This is a genomic window from Mycobacterium asiaticum (genome assembly GCF_001673365.1).
Lineage (GTDB): Bacteria > Actinomycetota > Actinomycetes > Mycobacteriales > Mycobacteriaceae > Mycobacterium > Mycobacterium asiaticum_A.
Window position 1 is genome coordinate 46,811 of sequence record NZ_LZLS01000220.1, and the last position, 25,801, is coordinate 72,611.

Consider the following 25,801-nt stretch of genomic DNA (forward strand, 5'->3'; position numbering starts at 1 on the left):
GACTCACACAAGGAGGTTTGGCGTATGACCACACAAATCAGCCCGGAGAACGCGGGCGTACCAGCAACCGAGTGGCGCGACAAGAAGCGCTACCTGTGGCTCATGGGACTCATCGCCCCGACGGCGTTGTTCGTGATGCTGCCCGTCGTCTGGGGTCTTAACCAGCTCGGCTGGCACACCGGCGCGCAGGTTCCGTTGTGGATCGGGCCGCTGCTCGTCTACATCCTGCTGCCGCTGCTGGACCTGCGGTTCGGTCCGGACGGCCAGAACCCCCCCGACGAGGTGATGGAGCGGCTCGAGAACGACAAGTACTACCGCTACTGCACCTACATCTACATCCCGTTCCAATACGCCAGCGTGGTGCTGGGCGCCTACCTGTTCACCACCCCGAACCTGAGCTGGCTCGGCTTCCCGGCCGCTGAGGGCGGACTGGGCTGGCTGGGCAAGATCGGCGTGGCGCTCTCGGTCGGCGTGCTCGGCGGCGTCGGCATCAACACCGCGCACGAAATGGGCCACAAGAAGGACTCGCTGGAGCGCTGGTTGTCCAAGATCACCCTGGCCCAGACCGGCTACGGCCACTTCTACATCGAGCACAACCGCGGCCACCACGTACGCGTCTCAACCCCCGAGGACCCCGCTTCGGCCCGCTTCGGCGAGACGTTCTGGGAATTCCTGCCCCGCAGCGTCATCGGCAGCGCGCGCTCGTCGGTGCACCTGGAAGCACAGCGCATCCGCCGGCTCGGCAGGAGCCCGTGGGACCCCAGGACCTACCTGTCCAACGACGTGCTGAACGCATGGGCGATGTCGGTGGTGCTGTTCGGCGCGCTGATCGCGGCCTTCGGTGTCGGAGTGATCCCGTTCATCCTCATCCAGGCGGTCTTCGGCTTCTCGCTGCTCGAAGCCGTGAACTACCTCGAGCACTACGGGCTGCTACGGCAAAAGAAGGCGAACGGCCGCTACGAGCGGTGCGCGCCGGTGCACAGCTGGAACTCCGACCACATCGTCACCAACCTGTTCCTGTACCACCTGCAGCGGCACAGCGACCACCACGCCAACCCGACGCGGCGCTACCAGACGCTGCGCAGCATGGAGGGCTCACCCAACCTGCCCAGCGGGTACGCGTCGATGATCTCGCTGACCTACTTCCCGCCGCTGTGGCGCAAGGTGATGGACCACCGGGTGCTCGAGCACTACGACGGCGACATCACCAGGGTCAACCTGCAGCCCCGGCTGCGCGAGAAGCTGCTGGCCAAGTACGGCACGCCGGAGGGGATGGCGGCGTGACGGCTAGCTACAAGTGTCCCGTCTGCGACTACCGCTACGACGAGGCAACAGGAGATCCCCGAGAAGGTTTTCCAGCCGGCACCGGCTGGGACCAGATCCCCGATGACTGGTGCTGCCCGGACTGCGCCGTCCGAGAAAAGCCCGATTTCGAACCCGTCTGAGAAAGGTTAGAGGCAAAACCATGAATGACTACAAGCTCTACCAATGCGTGCAATGCGGCTTCGAGTACGACGAGGCGCTGGGCTGGCCGGAGGACGGCATCGAGCCCGGCACCCGCTGGGACGACATCCCCGAGGATTGGAGTTGCCCGGACTGCGGGGCGGCCAAGTCGGACTTCGTGATGGTCGAGGTGGCACGGTCGTGATCGGAACCAACTACGCCACGAAAACAGATATTGTCGCGCCTGTGAAGCGGATTCCTTACGCCGAAGCGTCCCGGGCCCTACTGCGGGACTCGGTGCTGGACGCGATGCGGGACCTCCTGTTGACCCGCGACTGGTCCGCCATCACCTTGTCCGACGTGGCCCGCGCGGCCGGCATCAGCCGCCAGACCATCTACAACGAGTTCGGCTCCCGGCAGGGTTTGGCGCAGGGTTACGCGCTGCGCCTGGCCGACCGACTGGTCGACACCGTCAAGGCCGCACTGGACGCGAACATCGGCAACATCTACGAGTCGTTCCTGCAAGGGTTCCGCTCGTTCTTCGCCGAGACGGCGGCCGACCCGCTGGTCATCTCGCTGTTGAGCGGTGTTGCCAAGCCCGACCTGCTGCAACTCATCACCACTGACAGCGCGCCCATCATCACCCGGGCCTCGGCGCGGCTGGCAACGGCGTTCACCCAGACGTGGCTTGCCACGAGCGACGACGACGCCAATGTCCTGTCGCGGGCGATTGTGCGGTTGTGCTTGAGCTACGTGTCCATGCCGCCCGAGGCCGACCACGACGTGGCAGCGGACCTGGCCAGGATGATGACCCCGTTCGCGGAGCGTCACGGCGTCATCAACGTGCCCTGACCAGGACGGCATACGACCGGGCGCTACAGTGACTCGAGAGAGTATCTAGGCCCACGCGCCTGCTCAGATTCGCCAGAGTCCCCGAAGAAGGATGAGACAACCCTATGACCACGTCCGAAATCTCGCTGACCCCCGACGTCCTCAACGGCATCGATTACAAGGTTGCCGACCTGTCGCTAGCGGATTTCGGCCGCAAAGAACTCCGGATCGCCGAGCACGAGATGCCCGGCCTGATGTCACTGCGCCGCGAGTACGCCGAGGTGCAGCCGTTGAAGGGAGCCCGTATCTCGGGTTCGCTGCACATGACCGTCCAGACCGCGGTGCTGATTGAAACCCTCACCGCGCTGGGTGCCGAAGTTCGTTGGGCCTCATGCAACATTTTCTCGACCCAGGACCATGCTGCGGCCGCCGTCGTTGTCGGCCCGCATGGGACGCCCGAGGAGCCCAAGGGTGTTCCGGTGTTCGCCTGGAAGGGCGAGACGCTCGAGGAGTACTGGTGGGCGGCTGAGCAGATGCTTACATGGCCGGACGAGCCCGCCAACATGATCCTCGATGACGGCGGTGACGCCACCATGATGGTGCTGCGTGGCATGCAGTACGAGAAGGCCGGCGTGGTGCCGCCCGCCGAGGACGACGACCCCGCGGAGTGGAAGGTCTTCCTGGGCGTGCTGCGCAGGCGCTTCGAGACCGACAAGGGCAAGTGGACCAAGATCGCCGAGTCGGTCAAGGGTGTCACCGAAGAGACAACCACCGGTGTGCTGCGGTTGTACCAGTTCGCCGCCGCCGGTGACCTGGCCTTCCCGGCCATCAACGTCAACGACTCGGTCACCAAGTCCAAGTTCGACAACAAGTACGGCACCCGGCACTCGCTGATCGACGGCATCAACCGCGGCACCGATGCGCTGATCGGTGGCAAGAAGGTCCTGATCTGCGGTTACGGCGACGTCGGCAAGGGCTGCGCGGAGGCGATGAAGGGCCAGGGCGCCCGGGTGCAGGTCACCGAGATCGACCCGATCAACGCGCTGCAGGCGATGATGGAGGGCTTCGACGTCGTGACCGTCGAGGACGCCATCGGCGACGCCGACATCGTGGTGACCTCGACCGGCAACAAAGACATCATCATGCTCGACCACATCAAGGCGATGAAGGACCACTCGATCCTGGGCAACATCGGCCACTTCGACAACGAGATCGACATTGCCGGGCTGGAGCGCTCCGGCGCGACGCGGACCAACATCAAGCCGCAGGTCGACCTGTGGACCTTCGGTGAAACCGGTCGCTCGGTCATCGTGCTCTCCGAGGGCCGGTTGCTGAACCTGGGCAACGCCACTGGCCACCCCTCGTTCGTGATGAGCAACAGCTTCGCCAACCAGACGATCGCGCAGATCGAGCTGTGGACCAAGAACGACGAGTACGACAACGAGGTGTACCGGCTGCCCAAGCACCTTGATGAGAAGGTGGCCCGCATCCACGTCGAGGCGCTCGGCGGCAAGCTGACCAAGCTGACCAAGGATCAGGCCGAGTACCTGGGCGTCGACGTCGAGGGCCCCTACAAGCCCGACCACTACCGCTACTGACGCCGTCGGTCGCACTCTCTGTCGCCGAGCGTCACGCCAGCGTGGCAGTCGACATCGAGCGTCACGCACGCGTGACTGCTAGCCGACGGGCGGCACCGTGCTGATCGTGATCGAGGGCGTCGACGGCGCCGGCAAACGGACGTTAACCGAAGGGTTGAAGGTCGCTTTCAACGCCGCCGGCAAGTCGGTGGCGACGCTGGCGTTCCCCCGTTACGGGCGGTCGGTAACCGCCGACCTAGCGGCCGAGGCACTGCATGGTCAGCATGGCGACCTGGCCGACTCGGTATATGCGATGGCGACGTTGTTCGCGCTCGACCGGGCCGGGGCCGTCGAAGAGATCGAGCGACTAACCGATGAGCACGACGTGCTGATCCTGGATCGCTACGTGGCCTCCAACGCCGCCTACAGCGCGGCGCGCTTGCACCAGGACGCGAGCGGGGAATCGGTGGCGTGGGTGCACGGGCTGGAATACGGACGGTTCGCGCTGCCGGCACCCGACTGGCAGATTCTGCTCGCGGTGCCGGCCGAACTGGCCGGGCAGCGTGCCCACAGTCGGGCGCAAAGCGATCCGAGCCGAGCACGTGACAGCTACGAGCGAGACGACGGACTGCAGCGGCGCACCGGTTCGGTGTACGCCGAGCTGGCCGCCGCGGGGTGGGGTGGACCCTGGCTCGTGGTCGACGCAGACGTCGATTCGGGTGCTCTGGCCGCCAAGGTGACGGGTAAATAGCACGCTTTTACCCCGATTTGGCCTTATCAATGAAGAAACGCCCGTGTGATGTCCGAGTTTTGTCCTGATCTGGTGACACCATGGTGTCCATGAGGCAAAGGATTTTGGTCGTCGATGACGACGCTTCGCTGGCCGAGATGCTCACCATCGTGTTGCGTGGGGAGGGTTTCGACACCGCGGTCATCGGCGATGGCACGCAGGCGCTGACGGCGGTGCGCGAGTTGCGCCCCGATTTGGTGCTGTTGGACTTGATGCTGCCCGGTATGAACGGCATCGATGTATGTCGGGTGCTGCGCGCCGATTCGGGTGTGCCGATCGTCATGCTGACGGCCAAGACCGACACCGTCGATGTGGTGCTCGGCCTCGAGTCGGGCGCCGACGACTACATCATGAAGCCGTTCAAGCCCAAGGAGCTGGTCGCGCGGGTACGCGCGAGGTTGCGCCGCAACGACGACGAGCCGGCCGAGATGCTGTCCATCGCCGATGTCGACATCGATGTGCCGGCGCACAAGGTCACCCGCAATGGCGAGCAGATCTCACTGACGCCGCTGGAGTTCGACCTGTTGGTCGCATTGGCGCGTAAACCCCGCCAGGTGTTTACTCGTGATGTGCTGCTCGAACAGGTCTGGGGATACCGACACCCGGCGGACACGCGCCTGGTGAACGTGCACGTCCAGCGCCTGCGCGCGAAGGTCGAGAAAGACCCGGAGAACCCGACTGTGGTTCTCACCGTTCGAGGAGTGGGTTACAAGGCCGGACCTCCGTGATCCCCGGCGGTAGCGCAGAGAAGCGCCGGTGATCTGGCGCTCTCCGCGACGTAGTCGAGGTCGTTGGGGTCGTTCCGGCCCTTTACCGCGTGGCCTGAGCGCGCTGAGTCGGGCCGTGGTCGTCATCTGGCGCCGGTCTCTGCAATTGCGAGTCGTGGCGTTGACGCTCGGACTTTCGCTGGCGGTCATTCTCGCGTTGGGCTTCGTGCTGACCAGCCAGGTCACCAACCGGGTGCTCGACGTCAAGGTGAAAGCCGCGATCGACCAGATCGAACGCGCGCGCAGCACCGTGAGCGGAATCGTCAACGGTGAGGAGACGCGCTCGCTGGACAGCAGCCTGCAACTGGCGCGCAACACGCTGACGTCGAAGACGGACCCCGCCTCCGGTTCCAGCCTCGCCAATGTCTACGAAGCGGTGCTGATGGTGCCGGGGGACGGGCCGCGCGCCGCCTCCACCGCCGGCCCCGTCGACCAGGTACCCAACGCGTTGCGCGGCTTCGTCAAGGCCGGGCAGGCTGCCTACCAGTACGCCACCGTGCATACCGAGGGCTTCTCCGGGCCCGCGCTGATAGTCGGCACGCCCACGACGTCGCGGGTGGCCAACCTGGAGCTGTACCTGATCTTCCCGCTGGCCAATGAGCAGACCACCATCACCCTGGTGCGCAGCACGATGGCTACCGGCGGCCTGGTGTTGTTGCTGCTGCTGGCCGGCATTGCGCTGCTGGTGTCGCGTCAGGTGGTCAACCCGGTGCGGTCCGCATCGCGCATCGCCGAACGGTTCGCCGAGGGGCACCTCTCCGAACGCATGCCGGTGCGCGGTGAGGACGACATGGCCCGCCTCGCGATGTCGTTCAACGACATGGCCGAAAGCCTGTCCCGCCAGATCACCCAACTCGAGGAGTTCGGCAACCTGCAACGTCGCTTCACCTCCGATGTCAGCCACGAACTGCGTACCCCACTGACCACGGTGCGGATGGCTGCCGACCTGATCTACGATCACAGTTCCGACCTGGATCCCGCGCTGCGCCGGTCTACCGAGCTGATGGTCAACGAACTGGACCGCTTCGAGACGCTGCTCAACGACCTGCTGGAGATCTCCCGGCACGACGCCGGTGTGGCCGAGCTTTCGGTGGAGGCCGTCGATCTGCGCGCGACTGTGAACAACGCGCTGGTCAACGTCGGTCACCTGGCCGAGGAGGCCGGCATCGAGTTGCTGGTGGACATGCCCACCGACGAGGTCATCGCCGAAGTCGACGCGCGCCGGGTGGAACGGATCCTGCGCAACCTGATCGCCAACGCCATCGACCACGCCGAGCACAAGCCGGTGCGGATCCGCATGGCCGCCGACGAAGACACGGTCGCCGTCACCGTCCGCGACTACGGCGTCGGCCTGCGGCCCGGCGAGGAGAAGCTGGTATTCAGCCGGTTCTGGCGCTCGGATCCGTCCCGGGTGCGCCGCTCCGGTGGTACCGGGCTGGGTTTGGCGATCAGCATCGAGGACGCGCGGCTGCACCAGGGCCGGTTGGAAGCGTGGGGCGAGCCAGGGCAGGGCGCGTGTTTCCGCCTGACGCTGCCGTTGGTGCGGGGTCATAAGGTCACCACGAGCCCGCTGCCCATGAAGCCGATACCGCAACCAATCCCGCAGCCAAATCCGCAACCAACCCCGCAGTCAAATCCGCAACAGAGCGGACAGCCCGCCGCACCGGAATACACGGCCGAGCAGCAGCGTCAGCGCGAGCACGCGGACTGGAGCAACTGATGCCCCGCGCAATCCTGGCCCTGCTCGCGGCGGCCACCGTGCTAGCCGGATGTGCGAGCGTGCCGAGCTCGTCGGCGCCCCAGGCCATCGGGACCATCGAGCGCCCGGCGCCCTCGAATCTGCCCAAGCCCACCCCGGGCATGGATCCCGACGTGCTGCTGCGCGAATTCCTCAAAGCCACCGCCGACCCCGCCAATCGGCATTTAGCGGCGCGGCAGTTCCTCACCCAATCGGCGTCCAACGCATGGGACGACGCCGGTAGCGCCCTGTTGATCGACCATGTGGTCTTCGTGGAAACCCGTGGTGCCGAACGGGTTTCGGCAACCATGCGGGCGGACATCCTGGGTTCATTGTCCGATGTCGGGGTGTTCGAAACCGCGGAAGGCCAGCTGCCGGACCCGGGCCCGATCGAGTTGGTCAAGACCTCCGGCGGCTGGCGCATCGACCGGCTGCCCAATGGGGTTTTTCTGGACTGGCAGCAGTTCCAGGCGACCTACAAACGCAACACGCTCTACTTCGCCGACCCCACCGGCAAAACCGTGGTGCCCGATCCGCGCTACGTCGCGGTGTCCGACCACGACCAGCTCGCCACCGAGCTGATCTCCAAGATGCTGGCCGGCCCGCGTCCGGAGATGGCGCACACGGTGCGCAACCTGTTGGCTCCGCCGCTGCGGTTGCGCGGTCCGGTCACCCGTGCCGACGGCGGCAAGAGCGGCGTTGGCAAGGGCTACGGTGGCGCTCGCATCGAGCTGGAGAAGCTGGCCACCACCGACCCGCACAGCCGGGCATTACTTGCCGCGCAGATCATTTGGACGTTGGCCCGCGCCGATATTCGCGGGCCGTATGTGATCACTGCCGATGGCGCGCCGTTGGACGACAGGTTCGCGCAGGGCTGGAATACCTCCGATGTCGCGGCCACCGATCCCGGCGTTGCCGACGGCGCGGGCGCGGGGTTGCACGCGCTCGTCGGCGGATCGTTGGTGTCCTTGGACGGACAGCACATCACCACGGTGCCCGGAGCGTTTGGTCGGATGGGAGACCAGACCGGGGCCGCGCTGTCGCGCAACGGCCGACAGGTGGCTTCGGTGGTGACGCTTCGACGCGGCGCCCCGGATATGGCCGCGTCTTTGTGGATCGGGGAAGTCGGTGGCGAGGCGGTGCAGTCCGCGGACGGGCACAATCTGTCGCGGCCCAGTTGGTCGCTCGACGATGCCGTCTGGGTGGTGGTCGACACCAACAACGTCCTGCGGGCCATCCAGGAACCCGCCTCGGGTCAGCCGGCGCGGATCCCAGTGGATTCCACCGCGGTGTCCAGCCGTTTCCCGGGCCCGATCACCGATCTGCAGCTGTCCCGCGACGGGACGCGCGCGGCGATGGTGATCGGGGGACAGGTGATCCTGGCCGGCGTCGAGCAGACTCAGGCGGGCCAGTTCGCGCTCACCTACCCGCGCCGGCTCGGCTTCGGCCTGGGCACCTCGGTGGTGTCGTTGTACTGGCGCACCGGTGACGACATCGTGGTGACCCGCAACGACGCCACCCACCCGGTTTCCTACGTCAACCTCGACGGGGTGAACTCCGATGCGCCGGCGCGTGGCTTGCAGATCCCGTTGTTCGCGATCGCAGCCAGCCCGTCGACGGTGTATGTCGCTGGCCCGCAGGGCGTGCTGATGTACTCGGCGTCGGCCGCGGAGAATCAACAGGGCTGGTCAGAGGTGGCCGGACTGATGATCGCCGGCGCCGCCCCGGTCTTGCCGGGATAACCGGCCTGCCTTACTTTTTGAGCGGCCGACCCTACCGGCTAGCCTGCCTTGCAGGAGGCGATTGAGGAGGCCGCTGTCGATGTCGCCGAAGGTTCCTTTCCTGCGTTGGGACGATCCGTTCCGCGCTCTGGAGATGCTGGCCTCGTTGTGGTCGTCGTCGGGGTTACCGGCGGTCGGAGCCGGCGCGGCGCAAGCGGTTGCGGTGCCTTACCGGACGTTGTTCGCGACGTTGCAGCAGTTGCTCGTCGGCAAGGACGTCACGGTACGCATCGGCGATCACGACGTGAAGTTGACCGTGACGGAGCTGGAGTCCGAGCTGGACCCGCAGGGGCTGCCGGTCGGCCAGCTCGGTGAGGTGCGGGTGGCCGCTCGCGACATCCGCTGGGACGACAGGGGTTCCGAGCAACGCCTGCAGAGTGCGGTCGCCGTGCTGCGCAACGTGCACATTCGGCCCGGCGTGCCGCCGCTGGTGGTGGCGGCTCCCACGGAGTTGACGACGGAGTTGCCCAAGGACATCTTCGACGACGTGCTGGAGCAGGCGGCACCGCAGCTTCGCAGCGAATCGGGCGAGGACGGCACGGCGCGACTGCGTTGGGCTCGTCGGCCGGGTTGGGGCGGTCTGGAGGTGGACGCCGACGTGGTGGGGTCGACGTTGTGGCTGCGCCCGCGCGCGATAGTCACCAAGCAGCGACGCTGGAAGCTGCCGGTGCGGACGCCGGCGTATCAGGTCCCGCTGCCGGAGCTGCCGCACGGCTTGATGATCACCCACGTCGAGCTGGTGCCCAATTCCCTGCATGTGTCCGGGTTGCTGCCCGAGTGGCGCATGGAGTTGCCGCTGCGGGCGCTCGAAGACCTCATCACCCAGCTGAGTCAGGGGGCGCTGACGTTCAGCTGGCCCTCGCTGTGGTGGGGCTCGGACTGATCCGGGCCGCTTGGTAGCGAATTACATTAATGTAAATTACACTGCTGTTATTCGCTGAATTGATTTGCTGGAGAAATGCGCGTCGGCGATTCATCGTCGGTCGGCCTCGGCGGCGCCGGAGTGGCGATAAGTGTGCCTCTGGGCGTCAAACCCGTTGTCCCGTAACTATTCGGGCAAGACGCGATCACGGCACGGCTGGCGCTTTGCATCGGTTCGGCAACCAATAATTACTGGTATAGGCAAGAATTCGGCGCGCCTATACGGTTCCCCATTGTCAATTTATTGCGGGGGTTATGGGGAACATGAACGGAGTTTGGCCGTGCGGATGATCGATCGATTCTGCGTCGCGGTAGCTGCAGGCGCAGGGTTGTGTGGAGCTGCGCTTGCTTTGAGCCCGGGTGCGGTGGCCACTCCGTTTGCGACTGGCGGTGCTGCCTGCATGGAGCAGCAGGCCGGCTTCGGTGCCGCGCCGTTGGGCGCGGCCCCGGTCGTTCTGCCCGGACCGATTCCTGTTGCGCCGGTCGTACCTGTCGTGCCACCGGTGCCTCTCGTGCCACCGGCTCCGGCCGTGGTTCCACCGGTCCCACCCGCGGTGCCGGTGGTGCCGATCGCGGGCGCGGGCGCCGGTGCCGGTGTCGCAGATGGCGCGCCGCCTGCCGCGCCGATAACGATGAACTCGGGCACCGGCAAGGGCGCACCGGTAGCGCCGCCGCCCACCAAGGCGGCCGATCCCGTCGTGCTGCCTGGCCCAGCGGTTCCCGCGCAACCCCAGGCCCCCATTCCCGCGGTTCTGGCCGGGTCGACGACGGCTCTGCCTGCGTGTGCGGTCGCCGGAGTCAACTAGGAGGCGCTTCGCGAGCTCTCCGTCAATTAACTGGGCGGCCGTTCGGTGTTGAGGGTCGACGGTTGTTGGTCGGCCTCCTTGTCGTCGTTCACGGCGGGAACGCCTTCCCGGACGATCACCGGGTCGCCCACGTGCACCGTGTCGAAGTACCACTCGGCGTCGGTGGGTGTGAGGCTGATGCAGCCGTGACTGACATTCTCAGCACCCATGGCCGCCACCGCCCACGGCGCCGAGTGCACGTAGAGGCCACGGTTGGTGATGCGAACGGCATAGTCGACTTTGAGTAGGTAGCCGTCGGAATCGTTGACGGGAATGCCGACGCTGCTCGAATCCATGGTTACCGAACGGTCTTTGGCGAGCACGCTGTAGGTGCCCACCGGCGTCTCGTACTCCGGTCTGCCCATTGTGGCCGGCAATACGCCCGGTTCGCCGAAGTGCGGGCGGTGGTGGGGCGCTGGGAGAGGAGGTGTCTCGGCCTCGACGCCGTCGATGCTGACAGTGAACGTGTGATTGACCGTATCGGCGATGCCGACCACGGCCGGACCTGTCTTGAAGTCCGTGCGCAGACCGCCCACCGACAGCGCAATCGTGGTGTGGGCTGGCCAGAAGCGGTCGGGAACCCAGTGCACAACCGTGTCGTCCTGCCATTCGAATCGCCCCGTCATGGCCGGCACGGATTTCACTTCGATGGCGCGCTCGAGCGCCCCACGGTCCCGCGGGGACGTGACGGGATGGCGGAAAGTCACCACCACCGGGTGTGCCACACCCACCACCGCATCTCGCACCGGGAGCACCGATGCGATGTCGAAGTACCCATCCGAGGTAGTGGACGCCGTCAGCATGACGCCAGCCTGCCCCGCGACCACCGTGGCGGCGATCGTGACAACCACAAGCAGAGAACGTATTGCCGCCCGCATGGCACCTCGGGTAATTAGTCGGATGGGTAATAACCTGTCGCTGACCGATGGTAGGGCCGCTACCAGGGCGAATCCTGAAGTGCGCGTGCACATATCGGTCAGTGTTTGGTTACAACTCGGTCTCTGCTAAGCGGATGTCACCCCCGGCGAGCACACTCACACCGTGCTCGATCTAGTCCTTCCGCTGCAGTGCGGCGGTTGCGGGGCTTCGGCAACACGGTGGTGTCCGGCGTGCAAGACCGAACTTTCCGTCCGCGCCGGCGAGCCCCTGGTGGTGAGCCCCCGCGTCGACCCAGGGGTCCCGGTGTTCGCCCTAGGCCGCTACACCGGCGCCCGCCGTCAGGCGATCCTCGCCTGCAAGGAACGTGGCCGTCGCGACCTCGTCGCACCGCTGGCACACGCTCTGGCTGCCGGAGTGGATCGACTGCTGTCCTGGGGCATGGTGGACACGCCGCTGACCGTGGTGCCCGCACCGACGCGCCGTGCCGCGGCACGCCGGCGCGGCGGCGATCCCGTCACCCGCATCGCATCGACGGCCGTCGCGGGCCATCCCGACATCGAGGTCACCGCCGCGCTGCGCATGCGTGCCATGGCCCGCGACTCGGTGGGACTGGACATTTCGGCCCGCGAGCGCAACATCGCCGGGCGGGTGCGGTTGCGGGGTCGGCCGCCGCGCACCGAAGTGCTGATCGTCGATGACATCGTCACCACCGGAGCGACGGCGCGCGAATCGGTTCGGGTGTTGCGGGCCGCCGATGTGTCGGTGGTCGCCGTGCTGGTGATCGCCGCCGCGTGATTGGAATCCCCTAGCACAACTGGAAATCGGCTTCGAACACTATTGGCTATGCAGTCGGCAAGAGAACGTGAAGAACTCACAACAGGTCTGCGAATTGGGTGGCAAGGTGAGGCGAACACGGGCTAACGTCGACAGCAGACTCTCGACTTACGGTCCCGAAATGCCAGGTTGAGCAGCACCCGCAGTAGGAGGTGAAAATTCGACTTCTTGCTCCGGCGGGCAGCCTGCGGCGGTCATTTCTCTCAGACCGCTCTACCCCTCGTCGGCGCGTACTTGAATGCCGGGCACGCAGAGTGCGTGTGACGTGAAAAGAGAAACGAGTTGTCACGAATGTCAAGGCTTAGCGCGGATTCCGAGCAGGTCCTTCAGGAAGCTCCACCTGTGACCCAAGATCAGTCCGAAACGATGGCCAACGCCGAAATCGTGTTCAAGGGCCGCAACGTCGAAATCCCCGACCACTATCGCGTCTACGTTTCGCAGAAACTCGCCCGTCTCGAACGGTTCGACCGAACTATCTACCTGTTCGACGTCGAACTCGACCATGAACGCAACCGGCGTCAACGCAAAGCCTGTCAGCGTGTAGAGATCACCGCTCGCGGTCGCGGGCCGGTAGTCCGCGGCGAGGCGTGCGCCGACAGTTTCTACGCCGCGCTGGAAGCCGCCGTCGGCAAGCTGGAGAACCGGCTGCGCCGTGGCAAGGACCGCCGCAAGGTGCACTACGGCGACAAGACGCCGGTATCACTGGCCGAGGCCACCGCCGTCTTGCCTGCCGACGATGGACTCGGCGACGGTTACAAGGATGGTTTTAAAGACGCCTTCAAGGACGAACCAGCCGAGCCGCACGACCACTACGGCGACGTGGTCGACCACCAGCCCGGGCGGGTCGTTCGCGTCAAGGAGCACCCGGCCAAGCCGATGTCCGTCGACGACGCGCTCTACGAGATGGAACTCGTCGGGCACGATTTCTTCATGTTCCTCGACAAGGAAAGCGAACGGCCGTCGGTGGTTTACCGCCGGCACGCCTACGACTATGGCTTGATCCGATTGGCCTGATGAGATTGGCCTGATCGCCCCTTCACCTAGGATGGTGGTCGCTTAAGAGGAACGACTCCTACCCAACAGGGGACAAAGCTGTGCTGTCGAGAATGCTGCGCCTTGGCGAAGGTCGCATGGTCAAGCGCCTCAAGAAGGTGGCCGACTATGTCAATACGCTTTCTGACGACGTCGAAAAGCTCACCGACGCGGAGCTGAAGGCCAAGACCGACGAGTTCAAGAAGCGCCTCGCGGACAAGAAGAACCCCGAGACCCTCGAAGATCTGCTGCCCGAAGCCTTCGCGGTGGCCCGCGAGGCAGCTTGGCGCGTGCTCGACCAACGCCCGTTCGATGTCCAGGTGATGGGGGCGGCCGCCCTGCACCTGGGCAACGTCGCCGAGATGAAGACCGGTGAAGGCAAGACGCTGACCTGTGTGCTGCCCGCCTACCTCAACGCGCTGGCCGGCAAGGGCGTGCACGTCGTCACGGTCAACGACTACCTGGCCAAACGTGACAGCGAATGGATGGGGCGGGTGCACCGCTTCCTCGGCCTGGAGGTCGGCGTCATCCTGGCCCAGATGACGCCGGAGGAACGCCGCGTCGCCTACAACGCCGACATCACCTACGGCACCAACAACGAGTTCGGCTTCGACTACCTGCGCGACAACATGGCCCACTCCCTGGACGACCTGGTCCAGCGCGGGCACAACTTCGCGGTTGTCGACGAGGTCGACTCGATCCTGATCGACGAAGCCCGCACCCCGTTGATCATTTCCGGCCCGGCCGATGGCGCCTCCAACTGGTACACCGAGTTCGCCCGGATCGCCCCGCTGATGGAAAAGGATACCCACTACGAGGTGGACCTGCGCAAACGTACCGTCGGCGTGCACGAGAAGGGTGTGGAGTTCGTCGAGGACCAGCTTGGCATCGACAACCTGTACGAGGCGGCCAACTCCCCGCTGGTCAGCTACCTGAACAACGCGTTGAAGGCCAAGGAGCTGTTCAACCGCGACAAGGACTACATCGTGCGCGACGGCGAGGTGCTGATCGTCGACGAGTTCACCGGCCGCGTCCTGCTCGGCCGCCGCTACAACGAGGGCATGCACCAGGCCATTGAGGCCAAAGAGCACGTGGAGATCAAGGCGGAGAACCAGACGCTGGCCACCATCACGCTGCAGAACTACTTCAGGCTCTACGACAAGCTCTCCGGCATGACGGGCACCGCCCAGACCGAAGCGGCCGAGCTGCACGAAATCTACAAGCTCGGCGTGGTCTCCATCCCGACCAACAAAGAGATGATCCGCGCCGACCAGTCCGATTTGATCTACAAGACCGAAGAGGCCAAGTACATCGCGGTGGTCGACGACGTATCCGAGCGCTACGAGAAGGGTCAGCCGGTACTGATCGGCACCACCAGCGTGGAGCGCTCCGAGTACCTGTCGCGCCAGTTCACCAAGCGCCGGATCCCGCACAACGTGCTCAATGCGAAGTACCACGAGCAGGAGGCCGGCATCATCGCCGAAGCGGGTCGGCGCGGGGCCATCACGGTGGCCACCAACATGGCCGGTCGTGGTACCGACATCGTGCTCGGCGGCAACGTCGACTTCCTCACCGACAAGCGGTTGCGGGAGCGCGGGCTGGACCCGGTGGAGACCGTCGACGAGTACGAAGAGGCGTGGCACGAGGAGTTGCCCAAGGTCAAAGAGGAAGCCAGTGCGGAAGCCGCCGAAGTGATCGAGGCGGGCGGGCTCTACGTGCTGGGCACCGAACGGCACGAGTCGCGGCGCATCGACAACCAGCTGCGCGGCCGCTCCGGCCGTCAGGGTGACCCGGGGGAGTCCCGCTTCTATCTGTCATTGGGTGATGAGCTCATGCGCCGGTTCAACGGGGCCGCGCTGGAGAGCCTGCTGACCCGGCTGAACCTGCCCGACGACGTGCCGATCGAAGCCAAGATGGTCACTCGGGCGATCAAGAGTGCTCAGACCCAAGTCGAGCAGCAGAACTTCGAGATGCGCAAGAACGTCCTGAAGTACGACGAGGTGATGAACCAGCAGCGCAAGGTGATCTACGCCGAGCGCCGCCGCATCCTCGAGGGTGAGAACCTGCGCGATCAGGCCAAGGACATGCTGACCGATGTCATCACCGCCTACGTCAACGGCGCGACCAGTGACGGCTACGCCGAAGACTGGGACCTGGACGCGTTGTGGACGGCACTCAAGACGCTCTACCCAGTGGGCATCGAACACGAGACCCTGATGCATCCCGACGCGGAGTCCGATCGTGACGACCTGACCCGCGAAGAACTGCTCGAGGCGCTACTCACAGACGCCGACAAGGCTTATGCCGCAAGGGAAGCCGAGCTCGAAGAGATCGCCGGCGAAGGTGCGATGCGGCAGTTGGAACGCAACGTGCTGCTCAACGTGATCGACCGTAAGTGGCGCGAGCACCTCTACGAGATGGACTACCTCAAGGAGGGCATCGGCCTGCGTGCGATGGCCCAGCGCGACCCACTGGTCGAATACCAGCGCGAGGGTTACGACATGTTCATGGCCATGCTCGACGGGATGAAAGAGGAGTCGGTCGGCTTCCTGTTCAACGTGAGCGTGGAGGCGGTCCCGCCACCGCAGGTCGAACTGGCTCCGGTCGAGACGCCGGAGGGTCTTGCGGAACTGGGCGGCTCAGACGGCGCGGACGAGCCGGCGCCGGCGCCGGCACCGGCACCGGCACTGAAGGAACCGGTCAGCACGTTGCGCGCCAAGGGTATCGACAACGACGCCGCTCCTGCGCTGACCTACAGCGGACCGTCCGAGGACGGTTCGGCGCAGGTGCAGCGCAATGGCGGTAAAGCGGCCAAGACTCCGGCGGGTGCGGCGGTGGGCGGTACGCGCCGTGAACGCCGGGCCGCCGCCCGGCAGCAGGGCCGCGGCGCCAAGCCACCGAAATCGGTCAAGAAGCGCTAGCCCAGCGCCTCCCCGCGCCGAACGTGAAGCTAGTTTCACGCTCGACGAAGCGGCCAGACCCAAAATGAGGCAGTCGCCCCATGCGGGGGCATATCGGCCGAGCGCACGCTGGCACCCATGACAACGACACCCACCCCTTACGACGCCGCGACGGAGATCCTGCAGAATCCGACCCTGCCCGCGGGGGACGACGAACGCTTCGTCGGTTTCGGCGTGATGGGCTTACCCTTCGCCAGCGGCCACTACCTGGCGCTGCGGAACTTCCCGAAAGCCACCTTCGCGCCCGCATACAAGTCGGTGTGGCACCGCGGACCCGACGGCATCTGGACCTTCTACGCGACGACGCCGGGTGCCCAGAGCTGCGCCCGTTACTTCAGTTCGGCAACGCCGCAGGACGCGGTCCAGTGCGACATCACCGTCGAGTGGATCACCCCTTGGTCGCTCTACATAGGCATCGCTGGACTGCTCGAGTGGCAGCTCGACCTCCGTTCGACGATGTCGACCCGGCTGATGAGCGCCGTCGGTGGGCGGCTGCCGGCCGGAACGTGGACCAATCGGGCCGCGCTGGGTGCGTTGAGTCGCGCGGCCGGGTTGACGCTCGGTGCCGGACAGGTCCGGCTTGCCGGCACCGCGCCCAACGGCCAGCGGTTCATGATCGCCCCGCGCCAGCTGTGGGCGGTGTCGCAGTCGCGCGCGGTTTTGGCCGGCGTGGACCTCGGACCAGTGGGTCCGCTGCCCAATCAAGCTCGGCTGGCCAGCTTCCGGGCGCCGCAGCGGGGACTGTTCGTGGTCGGCTCGGGGCACTTCGAGAACTTCGACGCCGACCGGCACCGGGCCGTGCAGCGCACTATCTCGATTGACTGATTGTGGTCGCGATAAGGGCCACAATGGGGGCCATGGTGCCTGCCGCCGAGCCGTCGGCGCCGCCGACCCGTGCCGAGTTGTTGGCGGCACTGTCGGTGGCGATCGACCTCGGCCTGGGTCAGCCGGCTGAACACATGCTGCGCGCGGCGCTGATCGCCACCCGGCTCGCCGATCGGCTCGACTTGAGCAAGCAGCAACGCGACAGCGCGTACTACAGCACGCTGATCATGTGGATTGGGTGTCACGCCGATTCGCACGAATATGCGCAGTGGTTCGGCGATGACATCGGTGTGCGCCACGACGCGTATTTGGTCGACTGGTCCGGGCTGCCGTATCTGCGGTTTTTGGTGAGCAACATCGGTCGCGGTCAGCCGTTGCTGCAGCGGGTCGCCATGATGGCCACGCTGTTGGTCAACGCCCGCGGCCAGGTATCCCGAATGATCCACTCGCACTGCGCATCTGCGGCATTGCTGGCCGACCGGCTGGGTCTGGGCGGCGACGTGCGACAGGCGCTCACGTGCGCCTTCGAGCGCTACGACGGGGGCGGACTGCCGACCGGTGCCCGCGGCGATGCAATCCCGATTCAGATGCGGGTCGCGCAGGTCGCGGAAATGGCCGAGGTGCACCACCGTACCTACGGCGTCGACGGCGCAGTGGCGATGGTTCGTGCCCGGCGCGGCGGCCAGTTCGACCCGCAGGTGGCTGATGCGTTTTTGAGCCATGCCGAGGAGGTCCTGGCCGGTCCGCGCACCGGCGACGTATGGGCGGCGGCGTTACGGGCGGCGCCGGACCGCCACGAGCATCTCGACGACCAATCGCTGGATGCGCTGCTGGTTGCGCTAGGTGACTTCGTCGACCTGAAATGCCCTTTCACACTTGGTCATTCACGTGCCGTGGCTCGTCTGGCCCGCGATGCCGCCGTTACTGTCGGGCTCGATGACGACGCGGTGGCGTTGACCAGACGGGCCGGCCATGTGCACGATCTTGGCCGAATCGGCGTATCGAACCAACTTTGGTCGCGGCCTGGCTCGTTGACCGCGGCGGAATTCGAGCGGGTCCGGCTGCACCCGTACTTCACCGTCCGAATCCTCAACCAGGTGCCGGGACTTCGTCAGCTGGCCGAGGTGGCCGGCAATCATCATGAATGCCTCAACGGCACGGGATACCCGCGCGGGCTCGCCGCAAGTGGTCTCGGCCTGCCGGATCGAATCCTGGCGGCTGCCGTCAGCTACCAATCCGCTTGTGAGCCAAGGCCTTACCGCAAGGAGATGACCGCGGGGGCGGCCCAGCGGCGGCTCCAGAGTCGGGTGCAAGCCGGGGAATTGGATGCCGCAGCGGTTGAGGCGGTGCTGCACGCTGCCGGACATCGCGCCCAACGGCCCAACGCCCGCCCGGACGGACTCACCCCGCGTGAGGTCGAAGTGCTCTGCCTGGTCGCCCGCGGCGCCTCCAACAAAGAGATCGCGACGACGCTGGTGATCAGTGAGAAGACCGCCCGGAATCACGTCGAGCGCACCTACGCCAAGATCGGAGTGTCGAACCGTATCGGCGCCAGCATGTATGCGCTGCGCCACGGCTTGGTCAACGCGTGCTGATTCGAGGCTCATACGCAAATAGATGGGGCAGAAGCCTCATGTCCGGACACCCCTATCGCGCGCACACTCAGCTCATGAAACGTTATCTGACAATCGGTTACGGCGCGGCCAGCTACCTGGTGTTCCTGGTCGCCTTCTTGTATGCCATCTTCTTCGTCGGCGCAATCCTGGTGCCGCGCAATGTCGATCACGGGATCACTGCACCATTGTGGCAGGCGCTCGTCGTCAATACGGTGCTGCTCGCGCTGTTCGGCGTACAGCACAGCGTGATGGCGCGGCCGGGCTTCAAACGTTGGTGGACGCGGTTCGTGCCGCCCTCTATCGAGCGCAGCACTTACGTGTTGTTGGCCAGTGCCGTTCTGCTGCTGCTGTATTGGCAGTGGCGGACGATGTCGGGCGTCATCTGGGAGGTCGGGCAACCGGCAGCCAGATGGGGCTTGTGGGCGTTGTTCTGGCTGGGTTGGCTGATGGTGCTGGCGTCGACGTTCATGATCAACCATTTCGATCTGTTCGGGCTGCGGCAGGTGTATCTGGCTTGGCGCGGAAAGCCTTACACCGAACTGACTTTCCGCACTCATCTGCTTTACCGGCTGGTTCGGCACCCGATCATGCTCGGCTTTCTCATCGCGTTCTGGGCGACACCTACGATGACCGCCGGACACCTGCTGTTTGCGATCGGCACCACGGGTTACATCCTGCTGGCCCTGCAATTGGAGGAGCGCGACCTGGTCGCAGCGCTGGGCGATGAGTACCGCGACTACCGTCGCCGCGTGCCGATGTTCGTTCCCCGGTTGCGACAGGCCGATCCGGGGTCGAGCGCATACCGTCCGCGGTCCGTCTAGCCGGTCAACCCGCCTAGTCAGCCCTCTAGTCAGCCCTCTAGTCAGCCCTCTAGTCAGCCCTTCTAGTCAACCTATGTGCAGGGCGACCACCAACCACCGTCCGGAGTCGTATTCCACCCGGCAGGCAATCGCGTGGACCCGCTCCCCGCGGCTGTACGTGCCAAACACCTCGGCGGCATCGCCACCTGCGGGCTGAGCCCGCATCCTGCGCAGGACCGCGACACCGGATCGTTGGGCGACCGCCCGACTGACCGCGAGCACGGACTCGACCAGACCGGGTGCCAGCACAGAGCCCAGTTGGACTGCCGGACGGCGGCGGTCGATCACTTCCAGCACGCGGCGCAGCGCGACGTCGGCGAACACGACGGCTTGGCGCAGTTGAGGCGGGAGGGGACTGGGTACTGCGACGGCGGTGGTATCTGCCGGGCCGGGCCGGGGGACCCGGGGCGCCTGCGGAAGTGCCTGGCGGGCGGGCAGACACCGCGCGATATTGCGGGTCGGCGGTTCGTAGTCGATCACCGGCGTTACGGCGGTGTCGGAAACGGGCACCCGTGGAGAGTGGCAGACGATCGCTGGTCTGCGGTATTCAGTCGCGGCGTTCATCCACAGCCCCAGTCGGCGTGAACCCGAACCGTCGCGGACCCGCGAATGCGGTTACGGTGGGCGGCAGCATGGCCCGAAAACGAAGTGAGGACGACTTGACGAGAAGGACAAGGCCTCGATGGTGACTCGATTGTCCACCGCGGACGCGTCCTTCTATCGGTTGGAGAACACCGCCACACCGATGTATGTCGGCTCGCTGTCGATACTGCGCCGTCCACGCTCCGGGCTGAGTTATGAGACGCTGCTGGCCACGGTCGAGCAGCGGTTGCCACAGATTCCGCGCTACCGGCAGAAGGTGCGCGAAATCAAGGTCGGTATGGCCAGGCCGGTGTGGGTTGACGACCCTGAATTCGACATCACCTATCACGTCAGGCGTTCGGCGCTGCCATCACCGGGCAGCGACGAGCAGCTGCACGAGTTGATCGCACGGCTGGCCGCACGCCCGCTGGGAAAGTCGCGGCCGTTGTGGGAGATGTACCTCGTCGAGGGTCTGGCCAAGAACCGAATCGCGCTCTACACGAAGTCCCACCAAGCGTTGATCAACGGGATGGGTGCGCTGGAGATCAACCACGTCATCGCCGATCGGACACGCAAGCCGCCGCCGTTCCCCGAGGACATCTGGATTCCGGAGCGCGATCCCGGCAACACCCGGCTGGTGTTGGGTGCGATCGGCGACTGGGTCGTGGGGCCGGGGACGCAGTTGCGCGCCGTCGGGTCCGCGGTCGCCGGGGCGGTGACCAACTCTTCCCAGCTCCTGGATGCCGGTAGGCGGATATTCGATGTCGTGCGTACGGTCGCGCGTGGCACCGCACCCAGTAGCCCGCTCAATGCCACCGTGTCACGCAACCGGCGGTTCACCGTCGCCCGCGGCAAACTCGAGGACTACCGGAGCGTTCGCGCCCGTTACGACTGCGACATCAACGACGTGGTGTTGGCGGTGGTGACCGGGGCGCTGAGTAACTGGTTGATGTCGCGCGGTGAAGCCGTGGGATCGAGCACGACGGTGCGCGCGCTGGCGCCGCTGTCGGTCTATGCCGACGAGCAACTTGACTCGACCGGTCCGGGCCAGGCGATGAGCGAGGTGACACCGTTTCTGGTGGACCTGCCGGTCGGGGAGGGCAACGCCGTAGTTCGCCTGTCGCAGATAGCCCATGCCACCGAATCGAATCCGGGCGCGTCCAGTCTGGTCGACGCCAGGACCATCGTCACCTTGTCGGGATTTGCGCCACCGACGTTGCACGCCATGGGAATCCGGGTGGCCACCACGTTTTCCGCGCGGCTGTTCAACCTGCTGATCACCAATGCCCCCGGCGCGCAGTCGCAGATGTACATCGCCGGCACCAAGTTGCTGGAGACATACGCCGTGCCGCCGTTGTTGCACAATCAGGCGCTGGCCATCAGCGTCACTTCCTACAACGGCATGTTGTACTTCGGGATCAACGCCGACCGCGACGCGATGAGCGATGTCGACCTGCTGCCTGGTCTGCTGAACCAGTCGCTGGAAGAGCTGCTGGGAGCGTCACGGTGAAATCCACTGTGGCGCGATAACATCCGTTGCTGTGAGCAAGAAGAAGCCGGCCCGGCCGCCCAAGATTGCCGACGATCTGTATGAGGCCGAATTATTCAGGCTGCAAACAGAATTCGTGAAGTTGCAGGAGTGGGTCCGAGACGCCGGTGCCCGGCTGGTGGTGATCTTCGAAGGACGTGACGCCGCGGGCAAGGGCGGCGCCATCAAGCGGATCACCGAGTATCTGAGTCCTCGGGTGGCGCATGTCGCGGCACTGCCGGTGCCGACCAGTCGTGAGCGCGGGCAGTGGTACTACCAGCGCTACATCGCGCACTTGCCGACCAAAGGAGAGATCGTCCTGTTCGACCGGTCGTGGTACAACCGCGCCGGTATCGAGAAGGTGATGGGCTTTTGTACGCCGCAGGAATATGTGTTGTTCTTGCGGCAGACGCCGATCTTCGAGCAGATGCTCATCGATGACGGAATTCTGTTGCGCAAGTACTGGTTCTCGGTCTCCGAGGCCGAACAGTTGCGTCGGTTCAAGGCGAGACAGAACGACCCGGTTCGGCAGTGGAAGCTCAGCCCGATGGACCTGGAATCGGTTTATCGGTGGGAGGACTATTCGCGTGCCAAAGACGAGATGATGGTGCATACCGATACCCCGAGCAGCCCTTGGTACGTGGTGGAATCCGACATCAAGAAGCACGCCCGGCTGAATATGATGGCGCATCTGTTGTCGACCATCGAGTACGGAGATGTGGAGAAGCCGAAGGTGCATCTGCCCGAACGCCCCGTCCTGACGGGCAATTACCAGCGGCCGCCGCGGGAGTTGTCGAAATACGTCGACGATCACGTCGCGACTTTGATGCGCGACGCATGATCCAGGTGTACATACCCGCCACTTTGGCGATGCTGCAACAACTGGTCGCCGATGGGTCGGTCCGTCCGCTCAACGGCACGGCCTTCGCCGTGACGCCGAAATTGCGGGAGTCCTATGCCGAGGGCGACGACGAGGAGCTCGCCGAGGTGGCACTGCGCGAGGCCGCGTTGGCGTCGTTGCGGTTGCTCGCGGCCACCGTGAGCGATCAAGAGGCCGGCCAACAGGAATCGCTGCCGCCGCGACGTGCGGTACTTGCCGCCGAAGTCCCTGATGTGACCTTCCGTCCGGATCTGGACGACGCGGTGGTCAGGCTGGGTGGCGCGGTTGCCATGAATCAGGTTGTCGCGGCTTATGTGGACAACGCCGACGCCGAGACAGCCGTGGAAGCGGCGATCGAGGCGATCGATGCCGCCGACCTTGGCGATGAGGATGCCGACCTGATCGTCGGCGACGCCCAGGACCACGATCTGGCCTGGTATGCCACGCAGGAACTACCGTTTTTGCTCGAACTGCTGTGAAGGTGAAGGCCTGGCTGCTCTGGCTACGGAACCGTAACTTACGGTACCGTAGCTTTCATCGGGCGGACTCGGCAGGAGTTTTCATGAGCACGAAACACACGGCGCTCAACGCCAAAGTCGTCAGCACCAGAGACCCGAGTGTGGTGGGGGCCGAGCGGAATCCCGGCTGGCACGCGCTGCGTCAGATCGCCGCGCGCATCACCACGCCACTGCTGCCTGATGACTATCTGCACCTGGCCAACCCGCTGTGGTCTGCCCGCGAACTGCGGGGCCGGATCCTGGATGTGCGCCGTGAGACCGAAGACTCCGCGACTCTGGTAATCAAACCGGGTTGGGGATTCAGCTTCGATTACCAGCCCGGCCAATACGTCGGGATCGGGCTGTTGGTCGACGGTTCCTGGCGTTGGCGGTCGTACTCGCTCACCTCGAGCCCGGCGGCTACAAGTTCTCGGTCAGGCCGCACCATCACCATCACCGTCAAGGCGATGCCCGAGGGTTTCCTGTCTACCCACTTGGTGGCCGGCGTCGAACCGGGAACCATCGTGCGACTCGCGGCACCCCAGGGCAACTTCGTGCTACCGAACCCCGCTCCGTCGTCGATCTTGTTTCTCACCGCCGGGTCCGGAATCACGCCGGTGATGTCCATGCTGCGAACGTTGGTGCGCCGCAACCAAATTAGCGACATCGCCCACTTGCACTCGGCGCCCACGGAGTCCGACGTGATGTTCGGCGCCGAACTGGCCGCGCTTAGCCATGACCATCCCGGATATCGCCTGTCGGTGCGCGCGACTCGCGTGCGGGGTCGGCTCGATTTGTCCGAGCTGGGCACCGAAGTGCCTGACTGGCGTGAGCGACAGACCTGGGCGTGCGGGCCGGAGGGCATGCTCGACGAAGCTCAGCGGGTGTGGACGGCGGCAGGTATCGGCGATCGGTTGCATCTGGAGCGGTTCGCCGTAACCAAAGCCGCGCCGGTAGGCGCGGGCGGGACCGTCACCTTCGCCCGCAGCGGAAAGCAGGCGACCGTTGACGCAGCGACATCGGTGATGGACGCCGGCGAAGCCGCGGGCGTGTTGATGCCGTTCGGCTGCCGGATGGGTATCTGCCAGTCCTGTGTCGTGGATCTGGTGGACGGCCATGTTCGTGATCTGCGAACCGGGCGCGAGCATGATCCCGGTTCGCGCGTGCAGACGTGCGTCAGTGCCGCGTCCGGGGATTGTGTGATCGACATCTAGAGTTACCAGCAGGTAACCTACGGATTCGTAGGTTACGATGTCGTAGGTCTGGGTATTCTCGACAAACGCAACCGACCCGTGGGGAGAACATGGCGATCACGGACGTCGAAGTATTCGCGCACTTGACTGACGCCGATGTCGAAAATCTGGCCATCGAACTCGACGCAATCCGCCAGGATGTCGAAGACTCGCGTGGCGAACGGGATGCCCGCTACATTCACCGCACCATCGCCGCGCAACGCGCTTTGGAGTTGTCCGGCCGGCTGATATTGGCCGCCAGTTCGCGACGTTCGGCATGGTGGGCAGGCACCGCCACACTGGCCGTGGCCAAGATCATCGAGAACATGGAGATCGGCCACAACGTAATGCACGGCCAGTGGGACTGGATGAACGACCCCGAGATTCACTCCTCGTCGTGGGAGTGGGACATGAGCGGCTCGTCCAAGCATTGGCGCTACACCCACAACTTCGTGCATCACAAGTACACCAACATCTTGGGCATTGACGACGACGTCGGCTACGGCTTGCTACGTGTCACCCGCGACCAGCGCTGGAAGCGCTTCAACCTCTTCAACCTGGTGTACAACACACTGCTCGCGCTGCTCTTTGAGTGGGGCGTCGGCCTGCAGCACATCGAACTCGGCAAGATCGTCAAGAAGCGGATGGATCACGAAGAGGCCCGCCAGCGGATCGACGAGTTCCTGACCAAGGCCGGCCGCCAGGTGGTCAAGGACTACGTGGCGTTCCCGGCGCTCACCTCCTTGTCGCCAGGGGCGACCTACAAATCGACGCTGAAGGCCAACGCCCTAGCCAACGTGATCCGCAACGTGTGGGCCAACGCCGTCATCTTCTGCGGCCACTTTCCCGACGGCGCAGAGAAATTCACCAAGACGGACATGATCGGCGAAACCAAGGGCCAGTGGTACCTGCGACAGATGCTGGGCAGTGCCAACTTCGAGGGCGGGCCCGCGCTGCGGTTCATGAGCGGCAACCTGTGCCATCAGATCGAGCACCATCTGTACCCGGACCTGCCGAGCAACCGATTGCACGAAATCTCGCTGCGGGTGCGTCAGGTGTGCGAGAAGTACGACTTGCCTTACACCACTGGATCTTTCCTGATGCAGTACGGCAAGACGTGGCGCACCCTGGCCAAGCTCTCGCTGCCGGACAAGTATCTGCGTGACAACGCCGACAACGCTCCGGAGACCCGCAGCGAGCGAATGTTCGTGGAGTTGGAGGCTGATTTCGCGGGCACCGACCCGGCGACCGGCCGTCGCCGCGGGCTCAAGACGGCAATCGCCACCGTGCGCGGGTGGCGACGCAGCAAGCGCCACGCACCCGTATCCGGACCGTCTGACGACGACTTGGCGGCCTGACCGGCCATTAATTGGCCATACTTGA

Annotated in this window: 24 protein-coding genes; 22 read left to right on the forward strand and 2 right to left on the reverse strand. The window is 65.2% G+C overall.

Annotation, left to right across the window (positions count from 1 at the left end):
- The first annotated feature begins 24 nt into the window (after window positions 1-24).
- The 11 genes from A5634_RS26200 (at window position 25) to A5634_RS26245 (ending at window position 10,654) form a co-directional block, all read left to right on the forward strand.
- Window positions 25-1,284, forward strand: coding sequence for an alkane 1-monooxygenase (locus A5634_RS26200; RefSeq protein WP_065146938.1), 1,260 nt, complete (start codon window positions 25-27; stop codon window positions 1,282-1,284).
- Window positions 1,281-1,445, forward strand: a complete 165-nt coding sequence (locus A5634_RS27820) for a rubredoxin (protein WP_081290670.1) — start codon at window positions 1,281-1,283, stop codon at window positions 1,443-1,445. The genes A5634_RS26200 and A5634_RS27820 overlap by 4 nt, the downstream gene beginning before the upstream one ends.
- Window positions 1,446-1,465: 20 nt before the next feature.
- Window positions 1,466-1,648: a rubredoxin gene (locus A5634_RS26205; RefSeq protein ID WP_036353246.1), complete on the forward strand. Its 183-nt coding sequence runs from the start codon at window positions 1,466-1,468 to the stop codon at window positions 1,646-1,648.
- Window positions 1,649-1,689: 41 nt separating this feature from the next.
- Window positions 1,690-2,295, forward strand: a complete 606-nt coding sequence (gene alkX, locus A5634_RS26210; protein ID WP_065146977.1) for a TetR family transcriptional regulator AlkX — start codon at window positions 1,690-1,692, stop codon at window positions 2,293-2,295.
- A 104-nt stretch (window positions 2,296-2,399) separates the two neighbouring features.
- Window positions 2,400-3,872, forward strand: coding sequence for an adenosylhomocysteinase (ahcY, locus tag A5634_RS26215; protein WP_065146939.1), 1,473 nt, complete (start codon window positions 2,400-2,402; stop codon window positions 3,870-3,872).
- Window positions 3,873-3,969: 97 nt separating this feature from the next.
- A complete protein-coding gene (locus A5634_RS26220) occupies window positions 3,970-4,602 on the forward strand; it encodes a dTMP kinase (RefSeq protein ID WP_065146940.1) in 633 nt (210 codons plus the stop codon).
- Between the two features lie 80 nt (window positions 4,603-4,682).
- Window positions 4,683-5,369 (forward strand): two-component system response regulator MtrA, encoded by a 687-nt coding sequence (mtrA, locus tag A5634_RS26225; protein WP_065146941.1) that lies wholly within the window; start codon window positions 4,683-4,685, stop codon window positions 5,367-5,369.
- Between the two features lie 28 nt (window positions 5,370-5,397).
- On the forward strand, window positions 5,398-7,128 hold the full coding sequence (gene mtrB / locus A5634_RS26230; RefSeq protein ID WP_065146942.1) for an MtrAB system histidine kinase MtrB: 1,731 nt from the start codon (window positions 5,398-5,400) through the stop codon (window positions 7,126-7,128).
- Window positions 7,128-8,888, forward strand: a complete 1,761-nt coding sequence (lpqB, locus tag A5634_RS26235) for an MtrAB system accessory lipoprotein LpqB (RefSeq protein WP_065146943.1) — start codon at window positions 7,128-7,130, stop codon at window positions 8,886-8,888. The genes mtrB and lpqB overlap by 1 nt, the downstream gene beginning before the upstream one ends.
- A 79-nt stretch (window positions 8,889-8,967) precedes the next feature.
- Window positions 8,968-9,810, forward strand: a complete 843-nt coding sequence (locus A5634_RS26240; RefSeq protein WP_065146944.1) for a hypothetical protein — start codon at window positions 8,968-8,970, stop codon at window positions 9,808-9,810.
- Window positions 9,811-10,249: 439 nt separating this feature from the next.
- Entirely contained in the window at window positions 10,250-10,654 is a 405-nt protein-coding gene (locus A5634_RS26245) for a hypothetical protein (RefSeq protein ID WP_253861917.1), read from the forward strand.
- A 26-nt stretch (window positions 10,655-10,680) separates the two neighbouring features.
- On the opposite strand, the gene A5634_RS26250 is transcribed toward A5634_RS26245, so the two are convergent.
- Window positions 10,681-11,571, reverse strand: coding sequence for a L,D-transpeptidase (locus A5634_RS26250; protein WP_081290673.1), 891 nt, complete (start codon window positions 11,569-11,571; stop codon window positions 10,681-10,683).
- 163 nt (window positions 11,572-11,734) lie between these two features.
- On the opposite strand from A5634_RS26250, the gene A5634_RS26255 reads away from it, so the two are divergent.
- The 6 genes from A5634_RS26255 (at window position 11,735) to mddA (ending at window position 19,660) form a co-directional block, all read left to right on the forward strand.
- A complete protein-coding gene (locus A5634_RS26255; protein ID WP_065146946.1) occupies window positions 11,735-12,367 on the forward strand; it encodes a ComF family protein in 633 nt (210 codons plus the stop codon).
- 405 nt (window positions 12,368-12,772) lie between these two features.
- Entirely contained in the window at window positions 12,773-13,420 is a 648-nt protein-coding gene (gene hpf, locus A5634_RS26260) for a ribosome hibernation-promoting factor, HPF/YfiA family (protein ID WP_253861920.1), read from the forward strand.
- An 80-nt stretch (window positions 13,421-13,500) separates the two neighbouring features.
- Window positions 13,501-16,359: a preprotein translocase subunit SecA gene (gene secA, locus A5634_RS26265; protein WP_065146948.1), complete on the forward strand. Its 2,859-nt coding sequence runs from the start codon at window positions 13,501-13,503 to the stop codon at window positions 16,357-16,359.
- 117 nt (window positions 16,360-16,476) lie between these two features.
- On the forward strand, window positions 16,477-17,223 hold the full coding sequence (locus tag A5634_RS26270; RefSeq protein WP_065146949.1) for a hypothetical protein: 747 nt from the start codon (window positions 16,477-16,479) through the stop codon (window positions 17,221-17,223).
- Window positions 17,224-17,255: 32 nt separating this feature from the next.
- Window positions 17,256-18,818, forward strand: coding sequence for an HD domain-containing phosphohydrolase (locus A5634_RS26275; protein ID WP_065146978.1), 1,563 nt, complete (start codon window positions 17,256-17,258; stop codon window positions 18,816-18,818).
- 74 nt (window positions 18,819-18,892) lie between these two features.
- Entirely contained in the window at window positions 18,893-19,660 is a 768-nt protein-coding gene (mddA, locus tag A5634_RS26280; protein WP_065146979.1) for a methanethiol S-methyltransferase, read from the forward strand.
- A 66-nt stretch (window positions 19,661-19,726) separates the two neighbouring features.
- Here the strand turns inward: mddA and A5634_RS26285 are convergent, their stop codons facing one another.
- Entirely contained in the window at window positions 19,727-20,263 is a 537-nt protein-coding gene (locus A5634_RS26285) for an Rv3235 family protein (RefSeq protein ID WP_437340014.1), read from the reverse strand.
- A 118-nt stretch (window positions 20,264-20,381) separates the two neighbouring features.
- Here A5634_RS26285 and A5634_RS29005 point away from each other — a divergent pair, with 118 nt between their 5' ends.
- The 5 genes from A5634_RS29005 to A5634_RS26310 all read left to right on the forward strand — a co-directional run bounded on the left by A5634_RS29005 (window position 20,382) and on the right by A5634_RS26310 (window position 25,776).
- Complete coding sequence (locus A5634_RS29005; RefSeq protein ID WP_065146951.1) at window positions 20,382-21,791, forward strand: WS/DGAT/MGAT family O-acyltransferase; 1,410 nt, start codon at window positions 20,382-20,384, stop codon at window positions 21,789-21,791.
- 31 nt (window positions 21,792-21,822) lie between these two features.
- The gene (gene ppk2 / locus A5634_RS26295; RefSeq protein WP_216638765.1) at window positions 21,823-22,650 is read left to right on the forward strand and encodes a polyphosphate kinase 2; all 828 of its coding nucleotides are present in this window, start codon (window positions 21,823-21,825) and stop codon (window positions 22,648-22,650) included.
- Window positions 22,647-23,168 carry a DUF6912 family protein gene (locus A5634_RS26300; protein WP_065146953.1) on the forward strand — a complete coding sequence of 174 codons (522 nt, stop codon included), beginning with the start codon at window positions 22,647-22,649 and terminating at the stop codon, window positions 23,166-23,168. Before ppk2 ends, A5634_RS26300 begins: the two co-directional genes overlap by 4 nt.
- 83 nt (window positions 23,169-23,251) lie before the next feature.
- Window positions 23,252-24,400, forward strand: coding sequence for a ferredoxin reductase (locus A5634_RS26305; protein WP_065146954.1), 1,149 nt, complete (start codon window positions 23,252-23,254; stop codon window positions 24,398-24,400).
- 89 nt (window positions 24,401-24,489) lie between these two features.
- Window positions 24,490-25,776 (forward strand): fatty acid desaturase family protein, encoded by a 1,287-nt coding sequence (locus tag A5634_RS26310; RefSeq protein WP_065146955.1) that lies wholly within the window; start codon window positions 24,490-24,492, stop codon window positions 25,774-25,776.
- Window positions 25,777-25,801 lie beyond the last annotated feature (25 nt).

Bases quoted from the DNA above. Each gene is read 5' to 3' on its own strand.
- A5634_RS26200 (WP_065146938.1), top strand. From the start codon at position 25: ATGACCACACAAATCAGCCCGGAGAACGCGGGCGTACCAGCAACCGAG.
- mtrA (WP_065146941.1), top strand. From the start codon at position 4,683: ATGGTGTCCATGAGGCAAAGGATTTTGGTCGTCGATGACGACGCTTCG.
- ahcY (WP_065146939.1), top strand. From the start codon at position 2,400: ATGACCACGTCCGAAATCTCGCTGACCCCCGACGTCCTCAACGGCATC.
- A5634_RS26305 (WP_065146954.1), top strand. From the start codon at position 23,252: ATGAGCACGAAACACACGGCGCTCAACGCCAAAGTCGTCAGCACCAGA.
- A5634_RS26300 (WP_065146953.1), top strand. From the start codon at position 22,647: ATGATCCAGGTGTACATACCCGCCACTTTGGCGATGCTGCAACAACTG.
- A5634_RS26310 (WP_065146955.1), top strand. From the start codon at position 24,490: ATGGCGATCACGGACGTCGAAGTATTCGCGCACTTGACTGACGCCGAT.
- A5634_RS26245 (WP_253861917.1), top strand. From the start codon at position 10,250: ATGGAGCAGCAGGCCGGCTTCGGTGCCGCGCCGTTGGGCGCGGCCCCG.
- A5634_RS26270 (WP_065146949.1), top strand. From the start codon at position 16,477: ATGACAACGACACCCACCCCTTACGACGCCGCGACGGAGATCCTGCAG.
- A5634_RS26275 (WP_065146978.1), top strand. From the start codon at position 17,256: ATGGTGCCTGCCGCCGAGCCGTCGGCGCCGCCGACCCGTGCCGAGTTG.
- A5634_RS26285 (WP_437340014.1), bottom strand. From the start codon at position 20,263: ATGAACGCCGCGACTGAATACCGCAGACCAGCGATCGTCTGCCACTCT.
- A5634_RS26250 (WP_081290673.1), bottom strand. From the start codon at position 11,571: ATGCGGGCGGCAATACGTTCTCTGCTTGTGGTTGTCACGATCGCCGCC.
- lpqB (WP_065146943.1), top strand. From the start codon at position 7,128: ATGCCCCGCGCAATCCTGGCCCTGCTCGCGGCGGCCACCGTGCTAGCC.
- A5634_RS26205 (WP_036353246.1), top strand. From the start codon at position 1,466: ATGAATGACTACAAGCTCTACCAATGCGTGCAATGCGGCTTCGAGTAC.
- A5634_RS29005 (WP_065146951.1), top strand. From the start codon at position 20,382: ATGGTGACTCGATTGTCCACCGCGGACGCGTCCTTCTATCGGTTGGAG.
- mddA (WP_065146979.1), top strand. From the start codon at position 18,893: ATGAAACGTTATCTGACAATCGGTTACGGCGCGGCCAGCTACCTGGTG.
- hpf (WP_253861920.1), top strand. From the start codon at position 12,773: ATGGCCAACGCCGAAATCGTGTTCAAGGGCCGCAACGTCGAAATCCCC.
- A5634_RS26240 (WP_065146944.1), top strand. From the start codon at position 8,968: ATGTCGCCGAAGGTTCCTTTCCTGCGTTGGGACGATCCGTTCCGCGCT.